The organism is Lentzea sp. NPDC006480, assembly GCF_040611995.1.
Classification (GTDB): Bacteria; Actinomycetota; Actinomycetes; order Mycobacteriales; family Pseudonocardiaceae; genus Lentzea.
The window spans coordinates 26,373-51,929 of record NZ_JBEXPJ010000047.1; the positions used below are offsets into that span (position 1 = coordinate 26,373).

A 25,557-nucleotide genomic window follows, 5' to 3' on the forward strand; every position below is an offset into this window, starting at 1 on the left:
GGTCCTCTCGGTACCGAAGGCAGGGGTAGGTAGAGGTGACATCTCCACTGCTCGGCCGGGACGCGGAACTCGCAGCTCTCGGACGTTTGCTGGACGACGCAGTGCAAGGAACGGCCTCGTGCGTGGTCGTCACCGGAGGCTTCGGCATCGGCAAGTCCGCGCTGCTGGACGCGTTCACGGCCGAGGCCAGAGGCCGCGGGTTCACCGTCCGCCTGGCCAAGAGCGCCCGGCTGGAGAGTCACTTACCGGGGGCCGTAGTACGTCAGCTCGCCCCATGCCTCGCCAACGAACATGACCTCGAAGAGCTGTACGCACGCGCCGCGAACTCCGCGCGCAAGGCACCGATCCTGATGGTCATCGACGACGTTCACGTCGCCGACACGTTCTCCAAACGCGCGCTCGCCTACCTGCGGCCGCGGATGCAGGGCATGCCGGTCGTCATCGCTCTCGGTGCCTCCCAGGGCTACCTCTCCACGGACGAGGTGACGCTGCCCGAGATCGCCGGCGCCCACCCGCACCGCATCGACCTCGACGGCCTCGACGTCGCGGCGATCGCCCAGCTGACCGATCGAGATCCACAGCGCTGTCACGAGCTCACCGGCGGCAACCCCTATCTGCTACAAGCCTTGCTACGTGAGGAAGGCGAGGGCTCGGCCGCGGTCGGCGAGATGATCGGCATGCGGCTGCGCGAGTACACCGGCGCCGCCGAGGTCGCCCGCTCCGCCGCCGTGCTGAACGGTGACGCCGGCCTGGACCTGCTGTCCGCGCTGACCGGCTTCGACGCGCTGCCCGCCGTCGACACGCTCGTCCGGCTCGGCGTGCTCGCCGACACCGACCCGCTGACGTTCCGCTACCCGTTCGTGCGCAACAGCATCCTCGCCGACATGCCGATCGCCGTCCGGTCCGCCGCGCACGCCCGTGCAGCCTGGCTGCTGTTCGAGTCCGACGCCCCCGACGAACGCGTCGCCGAGCACGTGCTGAAGGCCCGGTCCGTCCGCCTGCCGTGGTCGGTCGACCTGTTGCGGGAGGTCGGTGGCGTCGAGCACCTGGAACGGGCATTGGACGAACATCTGTCCGATGAGGACCGCCTGTCCATCGAGGTCGAGCTCGGCCACGCCGAACACCTCGCGGACAACCGGGAAGGGCGCGACCGGGTCCGCGACGCGCTGACCGCCTGCGAGGACCCGCACCTCGCCGCGAACGCAGCCCTGTCGTTGATCCAGAACATGTGCACGGGCTCCGACGCGCACTTCGCGGTGTCGCTGGCGATCATGGTCGTCGCCCGGTTGCTGCCGGAGGACCGCGACCTGGTCTGGAACCTCGTCTGCACCACGTATCTCCTCGCCGCCAACCGCGACGCGCGGATGGCCAACTGCGCGGGCAAGTACTACGACGACCTCATCGGCGACATCCCGCAGGACCCGAGCCTGCGGCGCGCGCGGCAGGCGTTGCTCGCGGTCGGCAACGCCCGCAGCGGTGACTCGTCCGCCGAAGCCGTCGAGCACGCGCTGGAGGCACTCGACGGCGAGTGGGTCGACGTGTTCGGCGAGCCCTACCTGTTCACGTTCCTGGTGCCGGTGCTCGCCGACAACCCGGAGCACATCAACAAGTTCTGGCTCTCGCACAGCACCGCGCCGGTCTCCTACGACCCGCACCTGCGCCGCGGGATGCTGAGCATGGTCGCCCGTGCCGCCGCGTTCCACAACAGCGGTGATCTCGCCCGCGCGTACACGTTCCTGACGCCGCCGGTCTCCACGGGCAACGCCGACTGCCCCGCCGTCCTGCTGGCCATGGCGAAGCTCGCCGAGGTGTGCATCGAGATGGGGCAGTTCGACGAGGCCGCCCCGCTCGTCGCCGAGGACGGCGATCTGTTGCAGCACATCAACGTCGTCTACGCCCGTGGCCGGCTGAAGCTCGCGTCGTGCCACGCGGAGGGCGCGTTGGAGGACCTGCTGGAGGCCGGCCGGCGGCTCGCGGAACGGGAGATGCCGAACCCCGCGCTGGTGGCGTGGCGGCACCACGCAGTGCGCGCGTATTTGGCGCTGGGCAACAAGGACGACGCGGCACGACTCGCGCACGAGGAGCTGGATCTGGCCAAGCGGTGGGGTTCCACACGCGTTGTCGGGACCGCGTTGATGAGCGTCGGCATCAGCACCGACGACATCGATGTCCTGACGGAGGCAGAACAGCTGCTCGCCTCCTCACCGCACCGGTTGCTGCACGCCCAGTCGTTGTACTGGCTCGGGCATCACCTGCGCCGCAAGGGACGCACCGACGCGGCGGCCCCGCACCTGCGCCGCGCGTTCGAACTCGCGCGTCGTCTCAGCGCGCACCCGCTGGCCAAGCTCGCGGGCGACGAGGTGCGCGACGAGGACGATCAGGTGCAAGGCCTGACCAAGCAGGAGAACCGGGTCGCGCGGATGGCGGCGCAGGGTCTGACGAACCGGCAGATCGCCGAGACCCTGCACCTGACCCGCCGCACGGTGGAGCTGCACCTGTCGAGCGCCTACCGCAAGCTCGGCATCACGGGACGAGCTGAGCTCGTCGCCGCCTTGTGGTCCTGACGACGATCAGCAGGCCTGCCAGCAACGCCATCAGGATCACGCTGACCGCCGACGACAGCACCAGGAACTCGTTGAGCTGCCCGCCGGCGAGGTAGGCGCCGAGTGCGACCGCGACGACCGCGCACACGGCACGGTCCATGATGGACTCCATGGACAGAAGAGTTGCGCGGTAACGGGAGTCCGGGATCGCGTCGTTGAGGAGCTTCTTCTGGATGGGGAAGCTCATGCCCGCCGTCACGGAGAACAGGCACAGCAACACGATCGTCAGGATGCCGCCGGACGGCACGATGAAGCCGATCGACAACGCCATCACGATCGTCAGCAGGAACACCGACTTCGCGGGCCCGATCTTCTTCGACAGCCAGTGCGGCCGGGCGGCGGCGATCGCCTCGAAGATCGTCATCGCGGCGAGCACCGAGCCGTACCAGTTGACCGAGACGTGCTTCGACTCGAGCACCGGCTGGAACAGGTTCACCTGCAGGATCCGCACGAGCGTGAACATCGCGATGCCCTGGACCATGAGCAGCAGCAGCCAGCGCGAGGTCTTGAGCGAGCTGAACGCGCCGCCCACTCCCGCGAGCAGCTTGGACGTCTTGCCCTCCGGCCTCTTCCAGCCCGGAATCGGCGGAAGCTTCAGCGCGAGCACCACGGCGATCGCGGCGTTGATCGCGGTGAGCCAGTACGGCGACGGCATGTTCCACTGCATCAGCAGACCGATCACCGGCCAGTACACGATCTTGCCGACCAGGCTGTACGACCGGCCGACGCCCTCGACCTTGAGGTAGAGGTGCCCTGCGTCGTGCGCGTTGAGATATTCGTACAGGTACGCGCTCTGGGCGCCCGAGATCAGCGACCTGGCGAGCGCGATCAGCAGGAAGTGGATCAGGAACCCGGTGTAGTTGCCGGCGAAGACCGGCACCAGGTTCGCGCCCACCAGCACGCTCGCGCCGAGCCACAACGACGTGCGGTAGTCGAAGCGGTCCGCGACCATGCCGGTCGGAATCTCCATGAGGCAGAACGCGATGTAGTAGATCGACTGGATGCCGAAGATCTCGGCGTCGCTCATCCCGAGCTGCTTCTGGTACTCGTAGAAGATCGGGATCCACAGCAGCAGCCCGAAGAAGAACTGGAAGCCGTACGTCAGGCGGACGGCCCGCGCCACATCCGGAGTCGCCGGTACGCGAAGTCCCAGCATCAGATCGAGTACGGCCGCAGCTGCAGGACGTAGAGGATCTCGTCGGTGGCGAGCCACTCGATGTCGACGGGCGAGTCGAACGTGTAGTCCGGCGAGAAGTGCGACTGCAGCAACCGTCCGACGATCGCGAGCCGTTGCAGCTGCGCCTGGGCCTTGGTACCGAGGTCTTCCTTCGCGTCTCCGAGGGAGACCGTGCGGCCGCCGCCCTCCACCGTGGAGTAGAGGTACTGCATCGGCTGCTTCGAGCCCTCGACGACGTCGGTGACGTTCGGCGAGACGTTGATGTAGACGTTGCGGAAGTCGGTGCGGTTCATGGGGTTCGTGGTGACCATGACACCGCCGAAGTCCGCCTGGACCTGCTCCTGGACCACGACGCCCATGAAGCAGTCGTCCAGCGAGATGCCTGCTTGCTGGCGCAGTCGAACGCTGCGTGCGGACACCAGCGAGGCCCAGACCTCCTTGACCGACTCCACGATCTTCTCGGCGCTGGTGACGTGGTTGTACGACTCGTAGATGCCCGCGGCGGAGAAACCGGCGAGGTCCTCGGCGTTCGACGAGCTGCGCACCACGAACGTCCGGACCCCGGCCAGGTTCTCGCACAGCGCACTGTCCAGTTCGGACAGCAGGTAGTCCGGCACGCGGGTCTTGCGGATCAGCCGCTGCAGCTCTACGCACAACGGCTCGATCTCGCGGGCGTTGAGCTCCAGGGCCATCTTCAGCTTGCCGATGGCCTGCTGGATCTTCGGCGACGACTCCAGGAAGCCCTGGTGCATCGAGAACGGCAGCGCGACGCCGCGCGGCACCCGGACCCGTTCGGCGAGCAGCTGCTGGGAGGCGGCGAGCAGGTCGCCGTCGGTGTCGAGCAGCTTCGCCAGGTACGGCAGGAGGTTGTCGCGGGGCGGGCGCGGGACCGAGAAGAAGCCGAGCATGCGGCGCGACTCCTCAGCGAGCACGTGATGCAGCTCGCCGAGGTTCGCGGCCTTGGTGCCGTAGCGGTGGCTGTCGTTGTAGCGGATCTTGGCGAGGTTGAGGATCGGGTTGTAGGTGTCCTCGGGCTCCTCGATCGTGACGCGCTGGGCGTACCAGGCGGGACGCTGGCCGAGGTCCTGCGGTTCGTCGATCAGCCGCAGCCCGACGCTCGCGCTCTTCGGCGACACCTCGTACTCGACCCACTGGCCGTCCAGGTTCTCCCGGTCGATGAGGTCGAACGCACCGAGCTGGATGGCGTTCGGGATGGACCAGCCGGTCGCCAGGACGTTCGTGTGCGACAGGGGAGTGGTGTGGCTCGCGTTGATGATGCCGGCCAGCCGCGGAATGTCGTCCGGAACGCGGTGCATCACCACGATGTCGAACCACTCCAGCGAGTTCTCCCGGTACTCCTGCTCGGTGCGAAATGCGCGCAACCGGCCCTTCGTCGTCCCGGGATTCAACGCCACGAACTCGGCCGTGGAGAACAATTCGTGCGCCAGGATCCGTGGAAGCCTTTCCACCGGCAGCTCCGCCACCTCCTGTTCCTGGAGGTGGTTGGCGGGCTTGAAGAACAACGGGGTCGCGGCGTCGACGTTGCGCCGCACCTCGGCGTAGAAGAACTCGATCATGTCCGCCGACATGGTGTCGACCTCGACCGTCTCCAGCGAGAACATGCGCTTGTCCTCGCGCTTGTGCAGCGACAGGATGCCGAGGAAGAACCGCCGGTCAGAGGCGTGGTAGAAGCTCTGGTTGAACTCGTCGATGCGCGCTCGCATCTCCTGCTCGGCCATGCCCAGGATCTCCTGGCCGATGTAGATCGCGTGGAACTCGTGGCGCGCGTTGTTCAGGAAGTGGATCGTCTCGTTCTGACGGTCGAGGACCACCTTGACGAAGGAATAACCACCCAGACTGCCGGAAAGCTGGTTGAAAGCCGACATAGTCAGCTGCTCCCCGACCAACCCCGCGACGTCGGCTTCCTGGACAGTCACACCTGCTCCTCTCGTGCGTCATTGCAACGAGCAAGTGTGACACCTGGGAGATAGGCTTTATTCCTGTTGAAATCTCAATTGGTTGGAAGTCGATTCACTTTCCCTTAAACTTCCGTTAATAGGAGACCGGCGTCACCTCCCCTCGGGTGAACGATCCAACGGGGTGGGACGCCGGTCCTGGCATGCGGGAGAAGATCCCGGATGGTGATCTCGGTTACCCGAGCGCGGTGGCCTCACGGGCGAGGGTCTCGATGCGGTCCCAGTCGCCGGACTTGAGCGCGTCCTTGGGGGCCAGCCACGAGCCGCCGACGCAGCCGACGTTCGGCAGCGCGAGGTAGGTCGGCGCGGTCTGCGGCGTGATGCCGCCGGTCGGGCAGAACCTGATGTGCGGAATCGGTCCACCGATCGACTTCAGGTAGTCGACACCGCCCGCCGCCTCGGCGGGGAAGAACTTGAGCGCGTTGAGCCCGCGCTCCGCCAGCCGCATCACCTCGGACACGGTGGCCGCGCCCGGCAGGTACGGCAGCCCGGTCGCGTCGGCGGCGTCGAGCACCCGGTCGGTAGTGCCGGGCGTGACGAGGAACGCCGCCCCGGCCTTCGTGGCCTGTTCGGCGTGCTCCGGCGCCGTGACGGTGCCCGCGCCGATCACGATCTCCGGCACCTCGCGCGCGACGTTCTCGATCGCGGCGAGCGCGGCCGGGGTGCGCAGCGTCAGTTCGATGACGCGAATGCCGCCGCGCAGCAGCGCCTGGGCGAGCGGCACCGCGTGGTCGGCGTCGTCCACCACGACGACGGGGATGACGGGCGAGAGCGCGAGCAGGTCGGCTCCGGTGGTCGCCCTGGGCTGGTCGCCGTTGGTCACGGTGTCACTCCTTGCACGTCATGAAGATCGCAAACTGATATATCGCATATCGGCACGCTGGTGCCGGGTTCCGCCGCACGCATCCCGTCCACCGCCTGCTTACCACCCTCGGATGCAAAAAACGTTTGCGGACGAAGTCAAAAGACTCATTGCAAAGGCGGGCGGGGGAGGAGGCGCGGACGACGTGGGCGAGCGGCGGCTGGTCGGGCCTCGTTGCCCCCTTTGCAATGGGTCTTTTGACGACGTCGTCCAAAGTCTCATTGCTAAGGGGCAGGTCAGCGGTGGGTGGAGGGCGGTGTGGAGCGCAATATATTGGTTGAGGCGGTGGTTAGAGGTGGGTGACCGGGGCGAAGTGGTCGGCGGTGATGGGGCCGAACACGGTGGCGCCGCGGTCGGCGGGGCCGACGGTGCGGCGGAGGGCGGCGAACAGTTCGCGGCCTGTGCCGACCCATTCGCGACCGGTCGGCGGGAAGTCGACCAGGGGGCGGGAGGCGAGCTCCTCCGCTGAGACGTGGACCTCCAGAGTTCCCGTGGTGGCGTCGAGACGGACGACGTCGCCGTCGCGGACCCGGCCGAGCGGGCCACCGACGGCGGCTTCCGGGGTCAGCTGGATCGCGGCCGGGATCTTGCCCGAAGCGCCGGACATGCGGCCGTCGGTGACGAGGGCGACCTTGTAGCCGCGGTCCATCAGCACACCCAGCGGCGGCGTCAGCTTGTGGAGCTCGGGCATGCCGTTGGCCTGGGGTCCCTGCTGCCGGACGACGACGACCACGTCGCGGTCGAGCTCGCCCGCCTTGAAGGCCTCCTGGAACGCCTCCTGCGTGGTGAACACGCGGGCCGGGGCTTCGACGACGTGGTTCTCGGAAGCCACCGCGGAGACCTTGATGACCGAGCGGCCCAGGTTGCCCGACAGCATGCGCAGGCCGCCGTCGGCTGCGAACGGCTCGGAAGCGGGGCGCAGGACGTCGAGGTCCAGGGAGCGGCCGGGGCCGTCGACCCAGACCAGCGAGCCGTCGAGCAGCATCGGTTCCTGGCGGTAGCGGTCCAGGCCATGACCGACCACGGTGTTGACGTCGGCGTGCAGCAGACCGGCGTCGAGCAGCGTGCCGACCACGAACTGGACGCCACCTGCGGCCTGGAAGTGGTTGATGTCGGCGCTGCCGTTCGGGTAGACCCGCGCGATCAACGGCACCACGGCGGACAGGTCGTTCAGGTCGTCCCAGCTCAGCTCGATGCCCGCGGCGGCGGCGATGGCGACCAGGTGCATCGTGTGGTTCGTCGAGCCACCGGTGGCCAGCAACGCGACCACACCGTTGACCACGGCCTTCTCGTCGACGATGTGCGCGATCGGGGTGTAGCCCTCGCCGCGGGCCATCTCGACGGCGCGACGGCCGGCGTGCTCGGTCAGCGCACGACGCAGACCAGTACCGGGCGGGACGAAGGACGCGCCCGGCAGGTGCAGGCCCATGACCTCGACGACCATCTGGTTCGAGTTCGCGGTGCCGTAGAACGTGCAGGTGCCGGGGGAGTGGTACGAGGCGGCCTCGGCCTCCAGCAAATCCTCGCGCGAGGCCTTGCCCTCGGCGTAGAGCTGCCGGACGCGGGCCTTCTCCTTGTTCGACAGGCCGGACGCCATCGGACCCGCGGGCACCAGGATCGACGGCAGGTGGCCGAACGACAGCGCGCCGATCAGCAAACCGGGCACGATCTTGTCGCAGACGCCCAGCAGCACGGCGGCGTCGAACATCTCGTGCGACAAAGCCACACCGGTGGACATGGCGATGACGTCGCGGCTGAACAGCGACAGCTCCATGCCGTCACGGCCCTGGGTGATGCCGTCGCACATCGCGGGCACACCGCCCGCGAACTGGGACACGCCGCCGACCTCGCGCACGGCGTCCTTGATCCAGGCCGGGTACTCCTGGAACGGCTGGTGGGCCGACAGCATGTCGTTGTAGGACGAGACGATCGCGACGTTCGACTTGCGCAGCGCGCGCAGGGCCGCCTTGTCGCCGCCGGTGATCCCGGCGAAGCCGTGCGCCAGGTTGCTGCACGCGAAGCCGGACCGGGACGTGCCGTCCTGCGCGGCTGCGGCCACACGTTCGAGGTACACACGACGGGTGTCCGCGCTGCGGGCGGCAATCCTGCGTGTCACCTCTGTCAGTACGGGATGCAGTTCGCTCATGGTGGGTCTCCGGGTCATCACGGGCCGTGGTGGGGCCCTTTCGAGACGACAACGGTGGCGTCCCACGGACGGGCGTGACGCCACACACAGTAAGTCATTGCAGGTCGCCGACACAAAAACGATTCAGTAACTGGGACGGCACCAGTTTTGAATCTTGGCGTGTGGTGCTTGTCACATGGCTTGAGATTGGGCAGAGTGCGGGGCACGACCTTGGAACGGAGGTGTCCCCATGACGTCCACGGAGATCGTCGAACTACGACGGGTCATCGGTCAGATGCGGCACTGCGTCAGCTCGCTGCGCGCCAAGTACGGCGATGTGGCCTCGGTGCAACGCCTTGCCAACGACGTAGAACGCATGGACATCGACGCCACCGAACTCGTCGATCTCGGCACCACACCGAGGCAGCGGGAAGCGCCTCAAGTGGAACGCGAGGTCGTGGTCGTGCCCGACACGCCCTACGACGAGTCGCTCTGGAAGGACGCAGACGACGAAGGACTCGGTGGCTACCGCAACCGATCCTGAGCCGACCTGATCACACGGCCCCCGCCTGACGCGGGGGCCGTTCGGCGTTTCTTCCACAACGACGTGGACCCCCAGAAAGGTGAGTAATGGCGAGGGCAGAGATCGCCGCCAGGACTCTGCGCACGGACCGATGGTGGCTGCCACCGCTGACGACGTTCGTCGGCCTGCTGCTCATCTCGATCTACGCGGCGTTCCGCACGTTCCAGGGGGACTACTACTGGGTCGACCAGTACCACTACCTCACACCGATGTACTCCCCGTGCCTCACCGAGGAGTGCCTCCCCGCGGCATCGCACTTCGGCCAGTGGTTCCCGGCGCTACCGGGCTTCCTGACCCCGCCGGTGATCATCATCCCGTTCCTGCTGGGATTCCGGATCACCTGCTACTACTACCGCAAGGCCTACTACCGGGCCGCCTGGGCGTCGCCGCCCGCGTGCGCCGTGGCCGAGCCGCACAGCAAGTACACCGGTGAGACCAGGTTCCCGCTGATCGCGCAGAACCTGCACCGCTACTTCTTCTACGCGGCCTCGATCCTGCTGCTGATCAACATCTACGACGCGATCCTCGCGTTCGGCACCGGGCTCGGCCTCGGCAACATCATCCTGCTGGCCAACGTCGCGCTGCTCGGCGCGTACACGCTGTCCTGCCACTCGTGCCGCCACATCGCGGGCGGGCGGCTCAAGCACTTCTCCAAACACCCGGTCCGGTACTGGATGTGGACGCAGATCTCCAAGCTGAACAACCGGCACATGCTGCTGGCGTGGGCTTCGCTGATCTTCGTCTGCCTCACCGACCTGTACGTCGCGCTGGTCGCCTCGGGAACGATCTCCGACCTCCGCTTCATCAACTAAGGAGTGGTTTTGCCCGAGCTGGAAAGGCATTCGTTCGACGTTCTCGTGATCGGTGCCGGTGGCGCTGGGTTGCGTGCCGCGATCGAGGCCCGTGAGCACGGCCTGCGCACCGCCGTTCTCTGCAAGTCGTTGTTCGGCAAGGCCCACACGGTGATGGCCGAGGGTGGCATCGCCGCCGCGATGGGCAACGTGAACTCGTCCGACAGCTGGCAGGTGCACTTCCGCGACACCATGCGCGGCGGCAAGTTCCTCAACAACTGGCGGATGGCCGAGCTGCACGCACAGGAGGCACCGCAACGGGTCTGGGAGCTCGAGACCTACGGCGCGCTGTTCGACCGCACCAAGGACGGCCGGATCTCGCAGCGCAACTTCGGCGGCCACGAGTACCCGCGGCTCGCGCACGTCGGTGACCGCACCGGACTCGAACTGATCCGCACGCTGCAGCAGAAGATCGTCTCGTTGCAGCAGGAGGACTTCAAGGAGTTCGGCGACTACGACGCTCGCCTGCGGGTGTTCCAGGAGTTCACCGTCACCGATCTCGTCAAAGACGGTGACCGCATCGCGGGCGCGTTCGGCTACTGGCGCGAGTCCGGCCGGTTCGTGTTGTTCGAGGCACCGGCGGTGATCCTCGCGACCGGCGGCATCGGCAAGTCGTTCAAGGTCACCTCGAACTCGTGGGAGTACACGGGTGACGGCCACGCGCTGGCTCTGCGCGCGGGCGCCTCGCTGATCAACATGGAGTTCATCCAGTTCCACCCCACCGGGATGGTCTGGCCGCCTTCGGTCAAGGGCATCCTCGTCACCGAATCCGTGCGCGGTGACGGTGGCGTGCTGCGGAACTCCGACGGCAAGCGGTTCATGTTCGACTACATCCCCGAGGTGTTCAAGGACAAGTACGCCGACAACGAAGAAGAAGGCGACCGCTGGTACGCCGACCAGGCGAACAACCGGCGCCCACCGGAGCTGCTGCCGCGGGACGAGGTCGCGCGCGCGATCAACTCCGAGGTGAAGGCCGGCCGCGGGTCACCCCACGGCGGCGTTTTCCTCGACGTGTCAACGCGTCTGCCCGCCGAGGAGATCCGCCGCAGGCTGCCGTCCATGCACCACCAGTTCAAGGAACTGGCGGATGTGGACATCACCGCGCAGCCGATGGAAGTCGGCCCCACGTGTCACTACGTGATGGGCGGTGTCGAGGTCGACCCGGACACCGGATCCTCTTCCGTGGCAGGGCTGTACGCCGCCGGTGAGGTCTCCGGCGGCATGCACGGCTCGAACCGCCTGGGTGGCAACTCGTTGTCGGACCTGCTCGTGTTCGGGCGCAGGGCCGGTGCGGGTGCCGCCGAATACGTGCGGGCACTGGGATCCAGGCCGACCGTCTCCGAGGAGATCGTCACCGAGGCACGGGCCACCGCGCTGAAGCCGTTCCAGACCGAAGGCGGCGAGAACCCGTACACGCTGCACATGGAGCTGCAGCAGTCGATGAACGACCTGGTCGGCATCATCCGGCGCCAAGGCGAGATGGAAGAAGCCCTGCAGCGCCTGGAGAAGCTCAAGGAGCGGGCCCAGTCGCTCACGGTCGAGGGGCACCAGCAGTTCAACCCCGGCTGGCACCTCGCCCTCGACCTGCGCAACATGCTGCTGGTGTCGGAGTGCGTGGCCAAGGCCGCGTTGCTGCGGACCGAGTCGCGCGGCGGGCACACCCGTGACGACCACCCGGCGATGGACGCCGAGTGGCGCCGCAAGCTGTTGGTGTGCAACGTCGACGGGGATGGCGTGAGCGTCGAGGAGAAACCGCAGATCCCGATCCGCCACGACCTGCTGGACCTGTTCGACCGCACCGAGCTGGAGAAGTACCTCACCGCCGAGGAGTTGTCATGAGCTACCAGGGGAAGTTCCGGGTGTGGCGCGGTGACGACTCCGGCGGCGCGCTGGAGGACTTCACCGTCGAGGTCAACGAGGGTGAGGTCGTGCTCGACATCATCCACCGGCTGCAGGCCACGCAGGCGCCGGACCTCGCGGTGCGGTGGAACTGCAAGGCGGGCAAGTGCGGCTCGTGCTCGGCGGAGATCAACGGCCGTCCGCGCCTGCTGTGCATGACCCGGATGTCGACCTTCCAGGAGGCGGAGACGATCACGGTCACGCCGATGCGGACGTTCCCGATCATCCGCGACCTCGTGACCGACGTGTCCTTCAACTACACCAAGGCGCGCGAGGTGCCGTCGTTCGCGCCGCCGAAGGACCTGGCGCCGGGCGAGTACCGGATGCAGCAGGTCGACGTCGAGCGCTCGCAGGAGTTCCGCAAGTGCATCGAGTGCTTCCTGTGCCAGAACACCTGCCACGTGGTGCGTGACCACGAGGAGAACAAGGAGGCGTTCTCCGGGCCGCGCTTCCTGATGCGGGTCGCGGAGCTGGAGATGCACCCGCTCGACACCGCGGACCGCGTCGACCAGGCGCAGGAGCAGCACGGGCTCGGGCTCTGCAACATCACCAAGTGCTGCAGCGAGGTGTGCCCCGAGCACATCCACATCACCGACAACGCGCTCATCCCGATGAAGGAGCGCGTGGCGGACCGCAAGTACGACCCGATCGTCTGGCTCGGCAACAAGTTGTTCAAGCGCTGAAACTCTGAGGCACGACCAGCCGGGACTCGTAGGCCATCACCACGGCCTGCGCCCGGCTGGTCAGCCGCAGCTTCGTCATCACGCGGTTGAGGTGCGTCTTCACCGTGCCCTCGGTGACCGTCAGCTTCGCCGCGATGGCCGCGTTCGTCAGCCCAGTGCCGACCAACCTCAGCACCTCGCGTTCGCGGCCCGTGAGCTCGTCCAGACCCACCGAACTCCACGGCGCGACAGCCGTGTCACCACGCAGATAAGCCGCTACGAGCCGGCGCATCACCGTCGGGCTGAACTGCATCTCGCCGGACGCCACCGCGTTGATCGCGGCCAGCAAACGGGCGGGTTCCGACTCCTTCAGCACGAACCCGGCGGCACCCAGGCGCAACGCCTCGTGGATGTACTCGTCGAGGTCGACCGTGGTCAGGATGAGCACCCGTGACCCCGCGGCCAGCCGTTCGAGCGCGGCCAGGCGGACGTCCGTCAGCACCACGTCCGGACGCAACGACTCGGCGAGCAGCACCGCCGTGTCGCTGTCGGCGGTCTCCCCGACGACGGTCATGTCCGGTGTGGCGTTCAGCAAAGCGACCAGACCCGCTCTGAACAACGGCTGGTCGTCGACTACGAGCACGCGCGTCACAATGCCCCTCACTCATGTGACGTCACCGCGGTAGATCCCCCCAACCGGGAGCGTACCGCGAAAGTTGACGAGAGATCCACTGTTCGTGAGACGCCGTGGTTCGGCTCGCGTCGATACGTTCCGCGCATGCGCACCGCATCGGCCGACCTGCTCACCGCCCGGACGATCACCGCCGACGGCTCGGACGTCTACCTGCGCGTCACGTCCAGTCCCGTGGACCTGGAGATCCGGTGGTTCCGCGACGGCGACCTCCGGGTGGCGGGCAGCCCCGTGCTGTTCCCGGCTGGAGACCGGTCGCGGCGGCGGATCGGGTCGAACTTCCGCGCAGGGACGACGTTCTACCTGGCGGCTCTGGGGGACGAGCAGGACTGGTGCGGCGTCGTCGACTGGAACGTCTACTCCTGAGGGGAACTCCTGATGAAACGAGCACTCGTCGGTCTGCTCGCCGTGGGCTTCGCGATGCTGTCCGCCGTGCCCGCGCAGGCGGCGTCGACCACGATCACGGTGCCGTTCAAGCACAACGAGATCACGTGGTTCACCACCGCGCGGACGATCACCGTCGCGGGCTCGAACATCGACGCCCAGGTCGCCTACGGCGGCATCATGCAGCTCGCCTGGTACAAGTGCGGCGACCGCAACAACCGCGGCGCGTTCGTGCGGATGGAGGAGACGCGCACGCGCGTCGGTTCGAACTTCAAGGCGGGCACCAAGTTCTGCCTCGCCTCGAACAGCCCGTACACCTCGGGCACCGTCGGAGGAACGCTGTGGTGGAGCGGAAACTGACCGCACTGCTCGTCGTTCTCGCGTTGGCAGGCTGTGCGACGCCTCAACCGCAGTTCGTCGACCAGGGGCAGTACACGAAAGCCCTGCGGGACAGCGCTTCGAAGCTCACCTGGCCGGACGGCCGCACGCCGGACCTCGACGTGCTGGCCGAGAAGTCGGGACCAGGCCCGGACAAGGCGCCGGCGGGCAGCGAGCGGGTCGTCCTGGAGATGACCAACGCGTGCGCCTGGTATCTGGGCTGGGAGGACGCCCGCGAACGCGGTGACCAGGCGGCTGAGGGCAAAGCGCTGAGGGTGATGGACGAGGTGCTGCCGAAGTTCTCGCCGGAGGACCCGGACGGCCAGCGCTACGCTCGTGAGACCGCCGCGAAAGCCAAGGCGGGCAACGGTTCGATGGCAACGGACTACGTGGCGAACAACTGCGAGTCCGTGGTCTGGAAGTAGAGAACGGGGCGTGTCCGATGCGGATACGCCCCGTTCGCGGTGCGGGAGGTCAGACCGATGCCATCTCGGGAATGTCGTCGGCGTCCACGTGGATGACCTTCTTGTTGCGGCGGTTGCGCTTCTCCAGGTAGGTCGCGAGCCACGTCAGCAGCAGGCACAGTCCGATGTAGACCAGGGCGACCACGATCATCACCGAGATCATCGGCCGGCCGAAGTTCACCGCGTCACCACCGATGCGCGTGCCCCACCGCAGCAGCTCCTCGTACGTGATCAAGAAGCCGAGCGCGGTGTCCTTCAGCAGCACCACGAGCTGGCTGATGATGGTCGGCAGCATCGCCCGCAACGCCTGCGGCAGCAGCACGAACGTCATCACCTGCGTCTTGCGCATGCCCAGCGCGTACGCGGCCTCGCTCTGGCCCTTGGGCAGCGAGTTGATGCCCGCGCGGAAGATCTCCGCGAGCACCGAGCCGTTGTACAGCATCAGGCTGATCACGACCGCCGTGAACGCGGTCAGCTTGATCCCGGCCTGGGGCAGGCCGTAGTAGAAGAAGAACATCATGATCACGAGCGGGATCGCGCGGAAGACCTCCACGATCACCGCCGCGGGCGTGCGGATCCACGCGTGGTCGGACAGCCGGGCCGCCGCGAAGATCGCGCCGAACGCGAGCGCCAGCACCGCGCCGACGGCGAACGCGGACAGCGTGTTGCCGATCGCCTCGACCAGGGAGAGCTGGATCTGCTTGTAGTTGATCCAGTCGAGCCTGCGCGCGGTGAACTGGTCGGTGACGATGAACCGCATCACGACGTACACCAGCGCCGCGACGACCGCCGCGATGCCGACCACGGCCATGAGCTTGTGACGGATGCGGGCCTTCGGGCCCGGGACGTCGAACAGCACCATGCTCATCGGGCCACGCTCCACCGCTTCTCGAAGACCTGCTGGACGTACGTCAGCGGCAGCACCAGGATCACGAACCCGATGGCGACCCAGATGAGTCCGAAGAGGACGTCGTCACCCTGGTCCGCCAGCGCCTCGCGGATGTTGCCCGCCTGGAAGACGGCGAAGCCGGACGCGACCGTCGTGTTCTTCAGCAACGCGATCATGGTGCTCGTCATCGGCGGCACCACCGAGCGGAGCGCCTGCGGCAGCACCACGTTGCCGAGCATCTGCGTGAACGTGAGACCGAGCGCGCGCGACGCCTCCGCCTGGCCGACCGGCACCGTGTTGATGCCCGACCGCACGACCTCGCACACGAACGCCGCCGTGTAGAGCGTCAGCGCCACCAGCGCGGCGGTGTACTCGCTGATCTTCAGGATCTCCAGCAGCGGGTACGCGAACACGAAGAACACGAACACCAGCGTGAGCGGCGTGTTGCGCAGGACCGTCACGTACAGCGTGCCGATGCCCCGGAAGACCGGCACCGGGCTGACCCGCAGTGCGGCCAGGATCGTGCCCAGGACCAGCGACAGCACCGCGGAGACCGCGAAGAGCTGCAGCGTCTGGCCGAATGCGCGCAGGAACAGATCTAGGTTGTTGGTGAGGACGCTCATCGGTTTCCTTGCCGTCCGTCCGCCTTCAAAGGAACGGCCGGTGGACCCGCGTGGGATCCACCGGCCACGTGAAGAACCGTCAGTACCGGTCGATCTTCGGCTTCTGGGCGGACGAACCCGACTTGCCCAGGGTGCCGTCGTAGATCTTCTGCCAGGAGCCGTCGTCCAGCGAGGCCTGCAGGATGTCGTTCACCTTGCCGCGCAGGGCCGTGTCCTCCTTGGGCAGGCCGATGCCGTACGGCTCGCTGGAGAACGTCTTGCCGACGACCTTCAGCTTGCCCTCCTCGGCGGCCGCGTAGCCCTTGAGGATCGCGTCGTCCGTGGTGACCGCGTCGACCTCACCGTTGAGCAGCTTGGTGACGCACTGCGAGTAGCCCTGGAACTCGAGGACGTTGCCGGCCTCGGTCAGGTTCTCGTCCTTGATGCGCTTGGCCGGCGTGGAGCCGGTCACCGAGCAGACCTTCTTGCCCTTGAGCGTGTCCTTGCCGGTGATGTCGGTGTTGTCCTTCTTCACCAGCAGGTCCTGACCGGCGACGAAGTACGGGCCGGCGAAGCCCACCTTCTCCTTGCGGCCCGCGTTGATCGTGTACGTGCCGACGTAGTAGTCGACGTCGCCGTTGATCAGCGCCTGCTCACGCGCGGCGGACTGGATCGTCTTGAACTGGATCTTCTCGGGGTCGAAGCCCAGCTTCGCCGAGACCAGCCGCGCGATGTCGATGTCGAAGCCGCTGTACTTGTTCGTCGTCGGGTCCTTGTAGCCCAGGCCGGGCTGGTCTTCCTTGACGCCGATCACGAGGTTGCCGCGCGCCTTGGCCTTCTCGAACGTGGGCGAGCCGTCGACCTTGACGTCCTTGGCCACCTCGAACAGGCCGGCGGGCGCCGCCGTGTCGGTCGGGGAGCCCTCCTTGCCACACGCGGTCAGGGCCAGTGCGCCCGTCAGCAGCACCGCCGCAAGGGTGCGAACCCTCATCGTCCTTCTCCTGCCATTCGTTCGAAAAGTGGGCTGACTACTAGTGAGTCAGGATCTTGCCAAGGAAGTCCTTCGCGCGGTTGGACTTCGGGGCCGAGAAGAACGATTCGGGCGTGGAGTCCTCGACGACCTCGCCGTCGGACATGAAGATCACCCGGTCCGCGGCCTTGCGGGCGAAGCCCATCTCGTGCGTGACGACCAGCATGGTCATGCCGTCCTTGGCCAGGCCCGTCATGACGTCCAGGACCTCCTGGACCATCTCGGGGTCCAGGGCGGACGTGGGCTCGTCGAACAGCATCACCTTGGGCTTCATCGCGAGCGCGCGGGCGATCGCCGCACGCTGCTGCTGCCCACCGGAGAGCTGAGCCGGGAACTTCTCCGCCTGGTTGGCGATCCCGACGCGCTCCAGCAGCTCCATCGCGGTCTTGCGCGCTTCGGCCGCCGGCGTCCTGCGCACCTTCACCGGAGCGAGCATCACGTTCTCGACGATGGTTTTGTGTGCGAAAAGGTTGAAGGACTGGAACACCATGCCGACATCGGCACGAAGCCGGGCCAGTTCCTTTCCTTCGGCGGGAAGAGGCTGACCGTCGACCTCGATGAGACCGGAATCAATCGGCTCGAGGCGGTTGATGGTCCGGCACAGGGTCGACTTACCGGAACCGGACGGCCCCAGCACGACCACGACCTGCCCCTTCGGCACCTCCAGCTGCACGTTCTTGAGCACGTGAAGCGGGCCGAAGAACTTGTCCACACCCGCCACGCGAATCATCGGCGGGGTAGAGGCGGCAGTCATCCAGTCCTCCATTTGGGGTCGTCTGCGTTGGCGGAAACCTAGGTGTCCGCCACCACACCAGTCCAGGACATTGAGCAAGACTTAGGGTCTCAACTCTGTCACAGGCAGACATCGGTTGCCCGGGAGGTAGCGAAAGTGCGCGTGCTGCTCGTCGAGGACGACGACAGGGTCGCCGAGGCCTTGGTCCCCGCCCTGACCAGACGGGGTTTCCACGTGGACCGGCAGGCCACGGGCCGCGGCACGCTCGACCGCCTCACCGGCGTCGACGTGGTGCTGCTCGACCTCGGCCTGCCCGACATGGACGGCGTGACGCTGTGCCGCGCCATCCGCGCCGCGTCGGACGTCGCGATCATCGTCGTGTCGGCGCGTGGGGAGATCGACGACCGGATCCTCGGGCTGCACGCCGGGGCGGACGACTACCTGGTCAAGCCCTATGACGTGGGCGAACTGGTCGCGCGTGTGCACGCGGTCCGGCGTCGCCGCGGCGCTGATCCGGTCGGGGTCGGGTCGGTGTCGACGGAGGTGTTCGAGACCGGCGACGTGCGCGTCGACCTGGGGCGTCACGAAGTCACCGTGGCGGGTGACGCCGTCGCGCTTTCGCGCAAGGAGTTCCAGGTGCTCGCGCTGGTGATGGCGGCGGGCGGCGCGGTGTGCACGCGGGAGCGGATCCTCGCCGAGGTGTGGGGGAGGACGTGGTCCGGCGCCAACCGGACGCTCGACGTGCACGTGGCGACGCTGCGCACGAAACTCGGGCGGCCCGCGCTGCTGGAGACCGTGCGCGGGGTCGGGTACCGGTTGGGGCAGGTGTCGTGAGATTTCCGGAATTTTCACCTGATCGGGTTGGGTGACGGGGCGTGAGGTCTCGTCTGCTGGGGGTCGTGCTCGCCCTGATCGTGCTGGTGCTCGTCGGGCTCGGGCTGCCGCTCGGGCGCGGTGTCGCGGCCGCGGAGCAGCAGGAGCTGTTCCTCGACCGGCTCACCGACACCAGCCGGTTCGCGTCTCTGGCGCAGCGGCCGCTGATCGACGGCAAGCCGTCGCTGGTGCGGTCCGAACTGGAGCGGTACACCGAGCTGTACGACATCGGCGTGGCCGTGGTGTCGCGCGACGCGCCGACGGTGCCGCTGGTGGCCACGCGCAACGACATCGCGTTGGGGGAGCCCGCTGTCCAGGACCTCGTGAGCAAGGCGCTGGCCGGGCGGCTGCCGGTCGCGCCGCCGTTGTTCATGCCGTGGAGCGACACGCAGCTGGTGCTCGCCGAACCAGTGCTGGTCGACGGCGAGGTGCGGGGTGCGGTGATCACGTTCTCGCCGACCTCCAAGACGCGGTTCGAGGTGCTGGCGTGGTGGGGGCTGTTGCTCGCGGCGTCGCTGCTGGTGCTGGCGCTGGCGGTGCTGCTGGCGTTGCCGGTGGTGCGGTGGACGCTGCGTCCGGTGCAGGCTCTGGACGACGCCACGGGCAAGCTCCTCGCGGCGGTGGTGTCCGGCCGGCCGGTGCCGCCGGTGGGAGCGGAGAGCGGGCCGCCGGAACTGAGGCAGCTCTCGCGCTCCTTCGACCAGATGGCCGCGAACGTGAGCGATGTGCTTGCCGCGCAACGGGCCTTCGTCGCTGACGCGTCGCATCAGCTGCGCAACCCGTTGACCGCGCTGAAGCTCCGGCTGTCCAATCTGGAGGGTCACGTCGACGCCGAGGCCGAGGTGCACCAGGTCGAGGCGTTGAGCGAGACGGACCGGCTGAACCGGATCCTGGACGAGCTGCTGGCGATGGCCCGCGCCGAGTCCAGCTCGGTCGACCCGGTGCCGGTGGACGTCGACAAGTCCGTCGCGGCGCGGCTGTCGGCGTGGAACGCGGCCGCCGCGGCCAAGGAGGTCCACCTCGTGCTCGACGGTCAGCGCGTCGGCATGGCCCTCGCGCCGCCGCGGGGCGTCGAGACGATTCTCGACGCGCTGCTCGACAACGCGTTGAAGTTCACCGCCGAGGGCACGCTGATCGTCGTGGACGCGCGCAGGGCCGACGGCGTCGTCACGCTGTCCGTCGCGGACCACGGGCCGGGGTTGCAGCCGGACGAGCTCGACCGCGCGACCGACCGGTTCTGGCGCAGTCCGGCGCACCAGAACGTGCCGGGCTCGGGTCTCGGCCTCTCGATCGTGCGGCTGGTCGTCGAGCGCGTCGACGGCGTCGTCCGGCTCGAGTCACCCGAGGACGGCGGCCTCAAGGTCGTGATCGAGCTGCCTGCGGTCTGATATCCAATATATCAGCGGTTGATATATTGGATATCAGCGCCAAAATCAGACTTTGGTGTCGCGGTAGTAACGCATGGCGCCGTTGTGCAGCGGCACCGGCGACGTCTCGATGGCCGACCGCTGCTCGATCGTGCGGGCTGCGGAGTGCGCCTTGACCAGCTCGGGCTGGCCCTCGAACAGCTGCCGCACGAGCGCCTCGGCGACGTCGTCGGACGTGGAGGCGGTGACGAGCAGGAAGTTGCGCACCGTGAGCGTGATGACAGGCCCGGACTGCAGGTTGTACGTCGAGGCGGGCAGTGTCGCCGTCCCGTACACCGGATACTGCTGACGGAACGCCGACAGGTCGTCCTTGAGGTCGAGCATGCGCACCCCGAGCGACTTGGTGAGCCCGGTGATGGCCGGTGACGGCAGGCCGCCGGACCAGAAGAACGCGTCGAGCTTGCCCTCGGTCATCCACCGGGCCGACTCCTCCAGGCCGAGGTTCAGCGTCGTCTGCGGCGTGATCTGCAGCGACCTCAGCAACCGGTTCGCGATGATCTCGACACCCGACTCCTGTGCGCCGACCGACACGCGCATCCCGGACAGCTGCCCGATCTTCGTCACCGGCAGGTCGGCACGGACGATGACCTGCAGGTAGTCGTCGTGCATGCGGGCGAGCGCACGCAGCTTCGACGAGCCTTCGACCTCCTCCAGCGCGTCTGCCTGGGAGAAGCCGACCTGGGCCTGGTCGTGCACGAGCCGCGTGACGTTGTCCTTCGACCCGACCGTCACCACGACCTGGGGCCGCGCGATGCCGAGGCGCCCGCTCCAGATGTCCGCGAGGCCGTTGCCGAGCCGGTAGTAGACGCCGCCCTCGCTGCCGGTCGCCATCGTGAGCTTGACGTCCTCGACCGTGCTGCCGCAGCCCGTCAGGACCGTTGCGGCGGTCAACAGGCTCACGGCGGCATGCACTCGTCCCAGCACCTGCGCATCGTGCCACGGCGGCGTTCTACGCTTGCACCCGACGAAAGGTTGGTTGCAGTGACCCGCAGTTACCAGATTCGCACGTTCGGTTGCCAGATGAACGTGCACGACTCCGAGCGGCTCGCCGGTCTACTGGAGGACGCTGGCTACGAGCGGGCCGCCGAGGACGCGCAGGCCGACGTCGTCGTGTTCAACACCTGCGCGGTCCGCGAGAACGCCGACAACAAGCTCTACGGCACGCTCGGCCACCTCGCGCCGCAGAAGACCGCGAACCCCGGCATGCAGATCGCCGTCGGCGGCTGTCTCGCGCAGAAGGACCGCGGCGAGATCGTGCGGCGCGCCCCGTGGGTCGACGTCGTGTTCGGCACGCACAACATCGGCTCGCTGCCGGTGCTGCTCGAACGCGCGCGCCACAACGAGGAGGCGCAGGTCGAGATCCTCGAGGCGCTGGAGACGTTCCCGTCGTCGCTGCCGGCCACCCGCGACTCCGCCTACTCGGGCTGGGTGTCGATCTCGGTGGGCTGCAACAACACCTGCACGTTCTGCATCGTCCCGTCGTTGCGCGGCAAGGAGAAGGACCGCCGCCCCGGCGACGTGCTCGCCGAGGTGCAGACGCTCGTCGACGAGGGCGTGCTCGAAGTGACGCTGCTGGGCCAGAACGTCAACTCCTACGGCGTGGAGTTCGGCGACCGGCTGGCGTTCGGCAAGCTGCTGCGCGCGTGCGGCGGCATCGAGGGCCTGGAGCGCGTCCGCTTCACCTCGCCGCACCCCAAGGACTTCACCGACGACGTCATCGCCGCCATGGCCGAGACGCCGAACGTGTGCCACCAGCTGCACATGCCGCTGCAGTCCGGTTCCGACCGCCTGCTCAAGGAGATGCGCCGCTCCTACCGCACGGAGAAGTACCTGGGGATCATCGAGAAGGTCCGCGCCGCCATGCCGGACGCCGCGATCACCACGGACATCATCGTCGGCTTCCCCGGTGAGACCGAGGAGGACTTCCAGGGCACGCTCGACGTGGTGCGGCAGGCCAGGTTCACCTCCGCCTTCACGTTCCAGTACTCGAAGCGCCCCGGTACCCCGGCCGCCGACCTGCCGGACCAGCTGCCCAAGGCCGTCGTGCAGGAACGCTTCGACCGGCTCGTGGCGCTGCAGAACGAGATGACGCACCAGCTGAACATCGAGCAGGTGGGCCGCACCGTCGAGGTCCTGGTCGCGACCGGGGAGGGCAAGCGCGACGCCGAGACCCGCCGCATGAGCGGCCGTGCCCGGGACGGACGCCTGGTGCACTTCACGCCCGGCGAGACGGCTCCGCGTCCCGGCGACGTCGTCGAGACGGTCGTGACGTACGCGGCCCCGCACTACCTCGTCGCGGACGGCGAGCCGCTGACCTGGCGCCGCACCAAGGCCGGTGACCGCTCCGAGGCGGGCATCAAGCCCAAGACCCCCGGTGTGGGCCTCGGCCTGCCGTCGTTCGGTGCCCCGGCGCCGCTGCCCGCCGTGTCCGGGTGCGCGGCCCAGTGAGCGAAGAGGAGTACCTGCGCAAGGAGATCGACGCGGTGGAACAGCAGGCGGCCAGGCGCATCGACCCCGGCACCGGCGCGCTGACGATCTCGATCGCCGTGCTGGCGTTGCTGGTGTCGCTGGTGCTGCCGTGGGTCGGTGAGACCACGGGCCTGAGCGTCGTGCTCGGCGAGTCGACCGGCTTCGTGCCGCGGCTGTTCTCGTACTTCGCGTTCGGCGTCGGCGTGCTCGGCTCCGGCCTCGCGCTCGCGGTCCGCCGCTGGGGCATGGCGTGGGTGTGCACGCTGGGGCTGTTCGCGGGCTCGGTGACGGGCGTGCTGTCGATCTGGTCGCAGCAGACGACCGCGAGCAACAAGACGATCGGACCAGGTCCCGGCATCGGGTTGATCATCGCCGTGATCGCGGTGATCGTGCTGCTGGTGAAGTGGGTGAGGATCGCGGCTTCCCGGCCTCCCCAGCTGTAATGAAACTTCGCACCTTCCCGATTGCTTTGTCGTCAAACGGGAAGGTGCACTGGGATGACGGACGCCACGAACTCCACTGGCAACGTCGAGGGCGCCGCCGTCCAGATCGGCACCGTGGGCCGCGATCTCAACATCAACTACGGGACGCCGCCGAAACGCCCGCTGCTGCTCCGCGTCGCGGCGGTGGTCGTGGCCGTCGTGGTGGCGCTGCTCGTTCTCGTCTCGAACCTGGGCACTGCCAGGAGACCCTCGGACGTGATCGCGGCGCCGTCGTCGACCCCGCCACTCGCTTCGGTGCCCTCGACGACCGCTGTCCCGGTGACGACACAGCCACCCGTCGTGCCCAGGCCCCAGCCGCCGAAGCCGCCACCGCCGACGGCCACCCAACAGCCCGCGATCCAGCAGCCGGCGGACCCGAAACCGGCGAACGACGGACCCGGCTATCTGCTGCCGTCCGACAACGACCAGAAGGCGATCGACTTCTACGACAACGAGTTCCACGACGCCGTGATGTGGGACCGCCACCCGCCGGGGACGGACCCGAGCTACCAGCCGCACTGGGTGCGCGAGTTCACCGGCGCCGACGTCTTCCGCATCCGGAACGAACAGGTCAACCGCTGCCTGGAGCCGGTGAGCGACGGGCGTGGTGACCACGTGGTCGCGAAGGTGTGCTCGGGCGCGGAGTCGCAGCTGTGGCGCACGCAGAACGCCGTCCAGTTCGCGAGCGTGTCGTTCGGCGGCTGTCTTGCCGCCGTGGACGGCTCCTACAACAACGGCAACTGGCTGCACATCACGAACTGCACCGCCGGTCGGCCCGACCAGCGCTGGCGCGTCGTGGGCTGAACACGGCGAAGGCCTCCTCTCCACGCGGGAGAGGAGGCCTTCGGGCGTTCGGACTAGCGGGTCGCCAGCGCCTGCTCGGCGGCGGCGAGCCACTCACGCCACTGCGCGGCCTGGGCCTCGGCCTGCTCGGTGCGGCGCTTGTCGCCCGCGGCACGAGCCTTCGCGGCCTGCGCCTCGAACTGCTCCACGCGCTCGCGGAACTGCGCCACGCGGGCCTCGGCCTCGGGGTCGGAGCGACGCCACTGCGCGTCGACCGCGCCGCGGACCCGCTCCTCGATCGCGCGCAGCTTGCCCTCGAGGTCGCGGATGCGCTCGCGCGGCACCTTGCCGATCGCGTCCCAGCGCTCCTGGATCTTGTAGAGGGCGTTGCGCGCCGCCTCGAGATCCGTCGACGGGTCGATCGTCGCGGCCTCGGCGAGCAGCTCCTCCTTCAGCTTCGCGTTCGCCTCGAACTCGGCGTCACGCTCGCTGAAGGCCTCGGAACGCTTCTGGAAGAACGCGTCCTGCGCCGCCCGGAACCGCTGCCACAGCGCGTCGTCGGCCTCCTTGGGCGCACGCCCGGCGGCCTTCCACTCGACCATCAGCTCCTTGTAGCGACCGGCCGTGGGGCCCCAGTCGTCGGAGTCGATGAGCTTCTCGGCCTCTTCGACGAGCGCCTGCTTGGAGGACTTCGCGACCGATCGCTGGCGGTCGAGGTCCGCGAAGTGCGAGCCGCGACGGCGGTTGAACGCGTCGCGCGCCTTCGAGAACCGGCGCCACAGCTGCTCGTCGGTCTTGCGGTCGACGCCGCGGATGGTCTTCCACTCGTCGAGGATCTGGCGCAGCCGGTCGCCCGCGACCTTCCACTGCGTCGACTCGTTCGCGATCGACTCGGCCTCGTCGACGAGCGCCTGCTTGCGCACCACGGACTGGGCGCGGGCGGCCTCCTTGGCCTCCTTCGCCTTCTCCATGCCGGCCTCGGCCTGCACCAGCACGTGCTCGACGCGGGCGGCCAGCGCCTTCAGGTCGCCGACCACGGCGGCTTCGGCGAGCTGCTCCTTGACGTGCTTCGCGCTGGTCAGGGCGTGCTTGGGGTCGCCGGCGCCGGACTTGAGCCGCGACACGAGCAGCTCGACCTCGGTGCGCAGGTCGTCGAAGCGCCGCGCGAAGTGCGCGAGGCCCTCGACCGGCTCACCGGCCTGCCACGACCCGACGGCGCGCTCGCCGTCCTCGGTCTTCACGTACACGGTGCCGTCGGCGTCCACGCGCCCCCAGCGGTCAGGGTGGTCCGACGCCACGGGGACGGCCGGAGGCGCCGCCTGCGGTGCGGTCTCCTTCGGCGTTTCCTCGACTCCACCCTCGGTTGCGACCTCCACCGCGGGGGTGGTCTCGGTCACGGCCTCCGGTGTGCTGTCCTGCTCCGACATCGCCGGTTCCTCCCATCTGACGCCCGTGCCTGCCACGGGCGCCCCGCCACTGGCGGGGCCGATGCAATACGGGCGCTGGAGGGTCTCCCGTCCCCAGTTCCCCGCGCGCATTCAAACAGGTCAGAGCTCGACTCGGTGACCGAGGAGGGGCAGGCGGACGGCTCCTTCAGCTCGTCGGTGCCCGCGG

24 protein-coding genes are annotated in these 25,557 nt (G+C 68.1%); 13 read left to right on the forward strand and 11 right to left on the reverse strand.

All coding sequences use genetic code 11. From position 1 onward, the window contains the following. The first annotated feature begins 35 nt into the window (after positions 1–35). The gene (locus ABZX92_RS20390; RefSeq protein ID WP_355561414.1) at positions 36–2,564 is read left to right on the forward strand and encodes a LuxR C-terminal-related transcriptional regulator; all 2,529 of its coding nucleotides are present in this window, start codon (positions 36–38) and stop codon (positions 2,562–2,564) included. Here the strand turns inward: ABZX92_RS20390 and ABZX92_RS20395 are convergent. From ABZX92_RS20395 to edd, 4 genes are all read right to left on the reverse strand, one after another. Further along, positions 2,524–3,759 (reverse strand): MFS transporter, encoded by a 1,236-nt coding sequence (locus tag ABZX92_RS20395; RefSeq protein ID WP_355561417.1) that lies wholly within the window; start codon positions 3,757–3,759, stop codon positions 2,524–2,526. The two genes, ABZX92_RS20390 and ABZX92_RS20395, sit on opposite strands and share 41 nt — an antisense overlap. Continuing rightward, positions 3,759–5,717 (reverse strand): PEP/pyruvate-binding domain-containing protein, encoded by a 1,959-nt coding sequence (locus ABZX92_RS20400; protein WP_355561420.1) that lies wholly within the window; start codon positions 5,715–5,717, stop codon positions 3,759–3,761. Before ABZX92_RS20400 ends, ABZX92_RS20395 begins: the two co-directional genes overlap by 1 nt. 214 nt (positions 5,718–5,931) lie before the next feature. After that, the gene (gene eda, locus ABZX92_RS20405; protein ID WP_355561423.1) at positions 5,932–6,579 is read right to left on the reverse strand and encodes a bifunctional 4-hydroxy-2-oxoglutarate aldolase/2-dehydro-3-deoxy-phosphogluconate aldolase; all 648 of its coding nucleotides are present in this window, start codon (positions 6,577–6,579) and stop codon (positions 5,932–5,934) included. A 328-nt stretch (positions 6,580–6,907) separates the two neighbouring features. Beyond that, positions 6,908–8,782 carry a phosphogluconate dehydratase gene (gene edd / locus ABZX92_RS20410; RefSeq protein ID WP_355561426.1) on the reverse strand — a complete coding sequence of 625 codons (1,875 nt, stop codon included), beginning with the start codon at positions 8,780–8,782 and terminating at the stop codon, positions 6,908–6,910. Positions 8,783–8,993: 211 nt separating this feature from the next. Here edd and ABZX92_RS20415 point away from each other — a divergent pair, with 211 nt between their 5' ends. The 4 genes from ABZX92_RS20415 (at position 8,994) to ABZX92_RS20430 (ending at position 12,759) form a co-directional block, all read left to right on the forward strand. Next, positions 8,994–9,287, forward strand: a complete 294-nt coding sequence (locus ABZX92_RS20415) for a hypothetical protein (protein ID WP_355561429.1) — start codon at positions 8,994–8,996, stop codon at positions 9,285–9,287. An 86-nt stretch (positions 9,288–9,373) separates the two neighbouring features. After that, positions 9,374–10,138 (forward strand): hypothetical protein, encoded by a 765-nt coding sequence (locus ABZX92_RS20420; protein ID WP_355561432.1) that lies wholly within the window; start codon positions 9,374–9,376, stop codon positions 10,136–10,138. Between the two features lie 9 nt (positions 10,139–10,147). Further along, complete coding sequence (locus tag ABZX92_RS20425; RefSeq protein ID WP_355561435.1) at positions 10,148–12,016, forward strand: fumarate reductase/succinate dehydrogenase flavoprotein subunit; 1,869 nt, start codon at positions 10,148–10,150, stop codon at positions 12,014–12,016. Then, positions 12,013–12,759 carry a succinate dehydrogenase/fumarate reductase iron-sulfur subunit gene (locus tag ABZX92_RS20430; protein ID WP_355561437.1) on the forward strand — a complete coding sequence of 249 codons (747 nt, stop codon included), beginning with the start codon at positions 12,013–12,015 and terminating at the stop codon, positions 12,757–12,759. Before ABZX92_RS20425 ends, ABZX92_RS20430 begins: the two co-directional genes overlap by 4 nt. Here ABZX92_RS20430 and ABZX92_RS20435 read toward each other — a convergent pair. Continuing rightward, positions 12,749–13,381, reverse strand: coding sequence for a response regulator transcription factor (locus ABZX92_RS20435; protein ID WP_355561440.1), 633 nt, complete (start codon positions 13,379–13,381; stop codon positions 12,749–12,751). The genes ABZX92_RS20430 and ABZX92_RS20435 overlap by 11 nt on opposite strands. A 135-nt stretch (positions 13,382–13,516) precedes the next feature. Between ABZX92_RS20435 and ABZX92_RS20440 the strand changes: the two genes are divergently transcribed. From ABZX92_RS20440 to ABZX92_RS20450, 3 genes are read left to right on the forward strand one after another with little or no spacing between them, the layout of a single operon-like run. After that, entirely contained in the window at positions 13,517–13,795 is a 279-nt protein-coding gene (locus ABZX92_RS20440; protein ID WP_355561443.1) for a hypothetical protein, read from the forward strand. Between the two features lie 12 nt (positions 13,796–13,807). Further along, entirely contained in the window at positions 13,808–14,173 is a 366-nt protein-coding gene (locus tag ABZX92_RS20445) for a hypothetical protein (protein ID WP_355561446.1), read from the forward strand. Beyond that, complete coding sequence (locus tag ABZX92_RS20450) at positions 14,158–14,616, forward strand: hypothetical protein (protein WP_355561449.1); 459 nt, start codon at positions 14,158–14,160, stop codon at positions 14,614–14,616. The genes ABZX92_RS20445 and ABZX92_RS20450 overlap by 16 nt, the downstream gene beginning before the upstream one ends. A 49-nt stretch (positions 14,617–14,665) precedes the next feature. On the opposite strand, the gene ABZX92_RS20455 is transcribed toward ABZX92_RS20450, so the two are convergent. From ABZX92_RS20455 to ABZX92_RS20470, 4 genes are all read right to left on the reverse strand, one after another. Next, positions 14,666–15,523, reverse strand: a complete 858-nt coding sequence (locus ABZX92_RS20455; RefSeq protein WP_355561452.1) for an amino acid ABC transporter permease — start codon at positions 15,521–15,523, stop codon at positions 14,666–14,668. Then, complete coding sequence (locus tag ABZX92_RS20460; RefSeq protein ID WP_355561455.1) at positions 15,520–16,167, reverse strand: amino acid ABC transporter permease; 648 nt, start codon at positions 16,165–16,167, stop codon at positions 15,520–15,522. Before ABZX92_RS20460 ends, ABZX92_RS20455 begins: the two co-directional genes overlap by 4 nt. A gap of 79 nt (positions 16,168–16,246) precedes the next feature. After that, positions 16,247–17,137, reverse strand: a complete 891-nt coding sequence (locus ABZX92_RS20465) for a glutamate ABC transporter substrate-binding protein (protein ID WP_355561458.1) — start codon at positions 17,135–17,137, stop codon at positions 16,247–16,249. Between the two features lie 40 nt (positions 17,138–17,177). Then, the gene (locus ABZX92_RS20470) at positions 17,178–17,906 is read right to left on the reverse strand and encodes an amino acid ABC transporter ATP-binding protein (protein WP_355561477.1); all 729 of its coding nucleotides are present in this window, start codon (positions 17,904–17,906) and stop codon (positions 17,178–17,180) included. A gap of 159 nt (positions 17,907–18,065) precedes the next feature. On the opposite strand from ABZX92_RS20470, the gene ABZX92_RS20475 reads away from it, so the two are divergent. After that, on the forward strand, positions 18,066–18,743 hold the full coding sequence (locus ABZX92_RS20475; protein ID WP_355561461.1) for a response regulator transcription factor: 678 nt from the start codon (positions 18,066–18,068) through the stop codon (positions 18,741–18,743). 41 nt (positions 18,744–18,784) lie between these two features. Continuing rightward, entirely contained in the window at positions 18,785–20,170 is a 1,386-nt protein-coding gene (locus tag ABZX92_RS20480; protein ID WP_355561464.1) for a HAMP domain-containing sensor histidine kinase, read from the forward strand. 45 nt (positions 20,171–20,215) lie between these two features. Here ABZX92_RS20480 and ABZX92_RS20485 read toward each other — a convergent pair whose 3' ends face one another. Continuing rightward, complete coding sequence (locus ABZX92_RS20485) at positions 20,216–21,133, reverse strand: TAXI family TRAP transporter solute-binding subunit (RefSeq protein ID WP_355561467.1); 918 nt, start codon at positions 21,131–21,133, stop codon at positions 20,216–20,218. A 57-nt stretch (positions 21,134–21,190) separates the two neighbouring features. On the opposite strand from ABZX92_RS20485, the gene miaB reads away from it, so the two are divergent. Genes miaB through ABZX92_RS20500 form a run of 3 tightly spaced genes read left to right on the forward strand, consistent with a single transcriptional unit; the run spans position 21,191 to position 23,964 of the window. Next, a complete protein-coding gene (miaB, locus tag ABZX92_RS20490; protein WP_355561469.1) occupies positions 21,191–22,657 on the forward strand; it encodes a tRNA (N6-isopentenyl adenosine(37)-C2)-methylthiotransferase MiaB in 1,467 nt (488 codons plus the stop codon). After that, positions 22,654–23,121: a hypothetical protein gene (locus tag ABZX92_RS20495; protein ID WP_355561470.1), complete on the forward strand. Its 468-nt coding sequence runs from the start codon at positions 22,654–22,656 to the stop codon at positions 23,119–23,121. Before miaB ends, ABZX92_RS20495 begins: the two co-directional genes overlap by 4 nt. Before the next feature lie 54 nt (positions 23,122–23,175). After that, entirely contained in the window at positions 23,176–23,964 is a 789-nt protein-coding gene (locus tag ABZX92_RS20500) for a ricin-type beta-trefoil lectin domain protein (RefSeq protein ID WP_355561471.1), read from the forward strand. 53 nt (positions 23,965–24,017) lie between these two features. Here ABZX92_RS20500 and ABZX92_RS20505 read toward each other — a convergent pair whose 3' ends face one another. Continuing rightward, a complete protein-coding gene (locus tag ABZX92_RS20505) occupies positions 24,018–25,370 on the reverse strand; it encodes a DUF349 domain-containing protein (RefSeq protein ID WP_355561472.1) in 1,353 nt (450 codons plus the stop codon). Between the last annotated feature and the right edge of the window lie 187 nt (positions 25,371–25,557).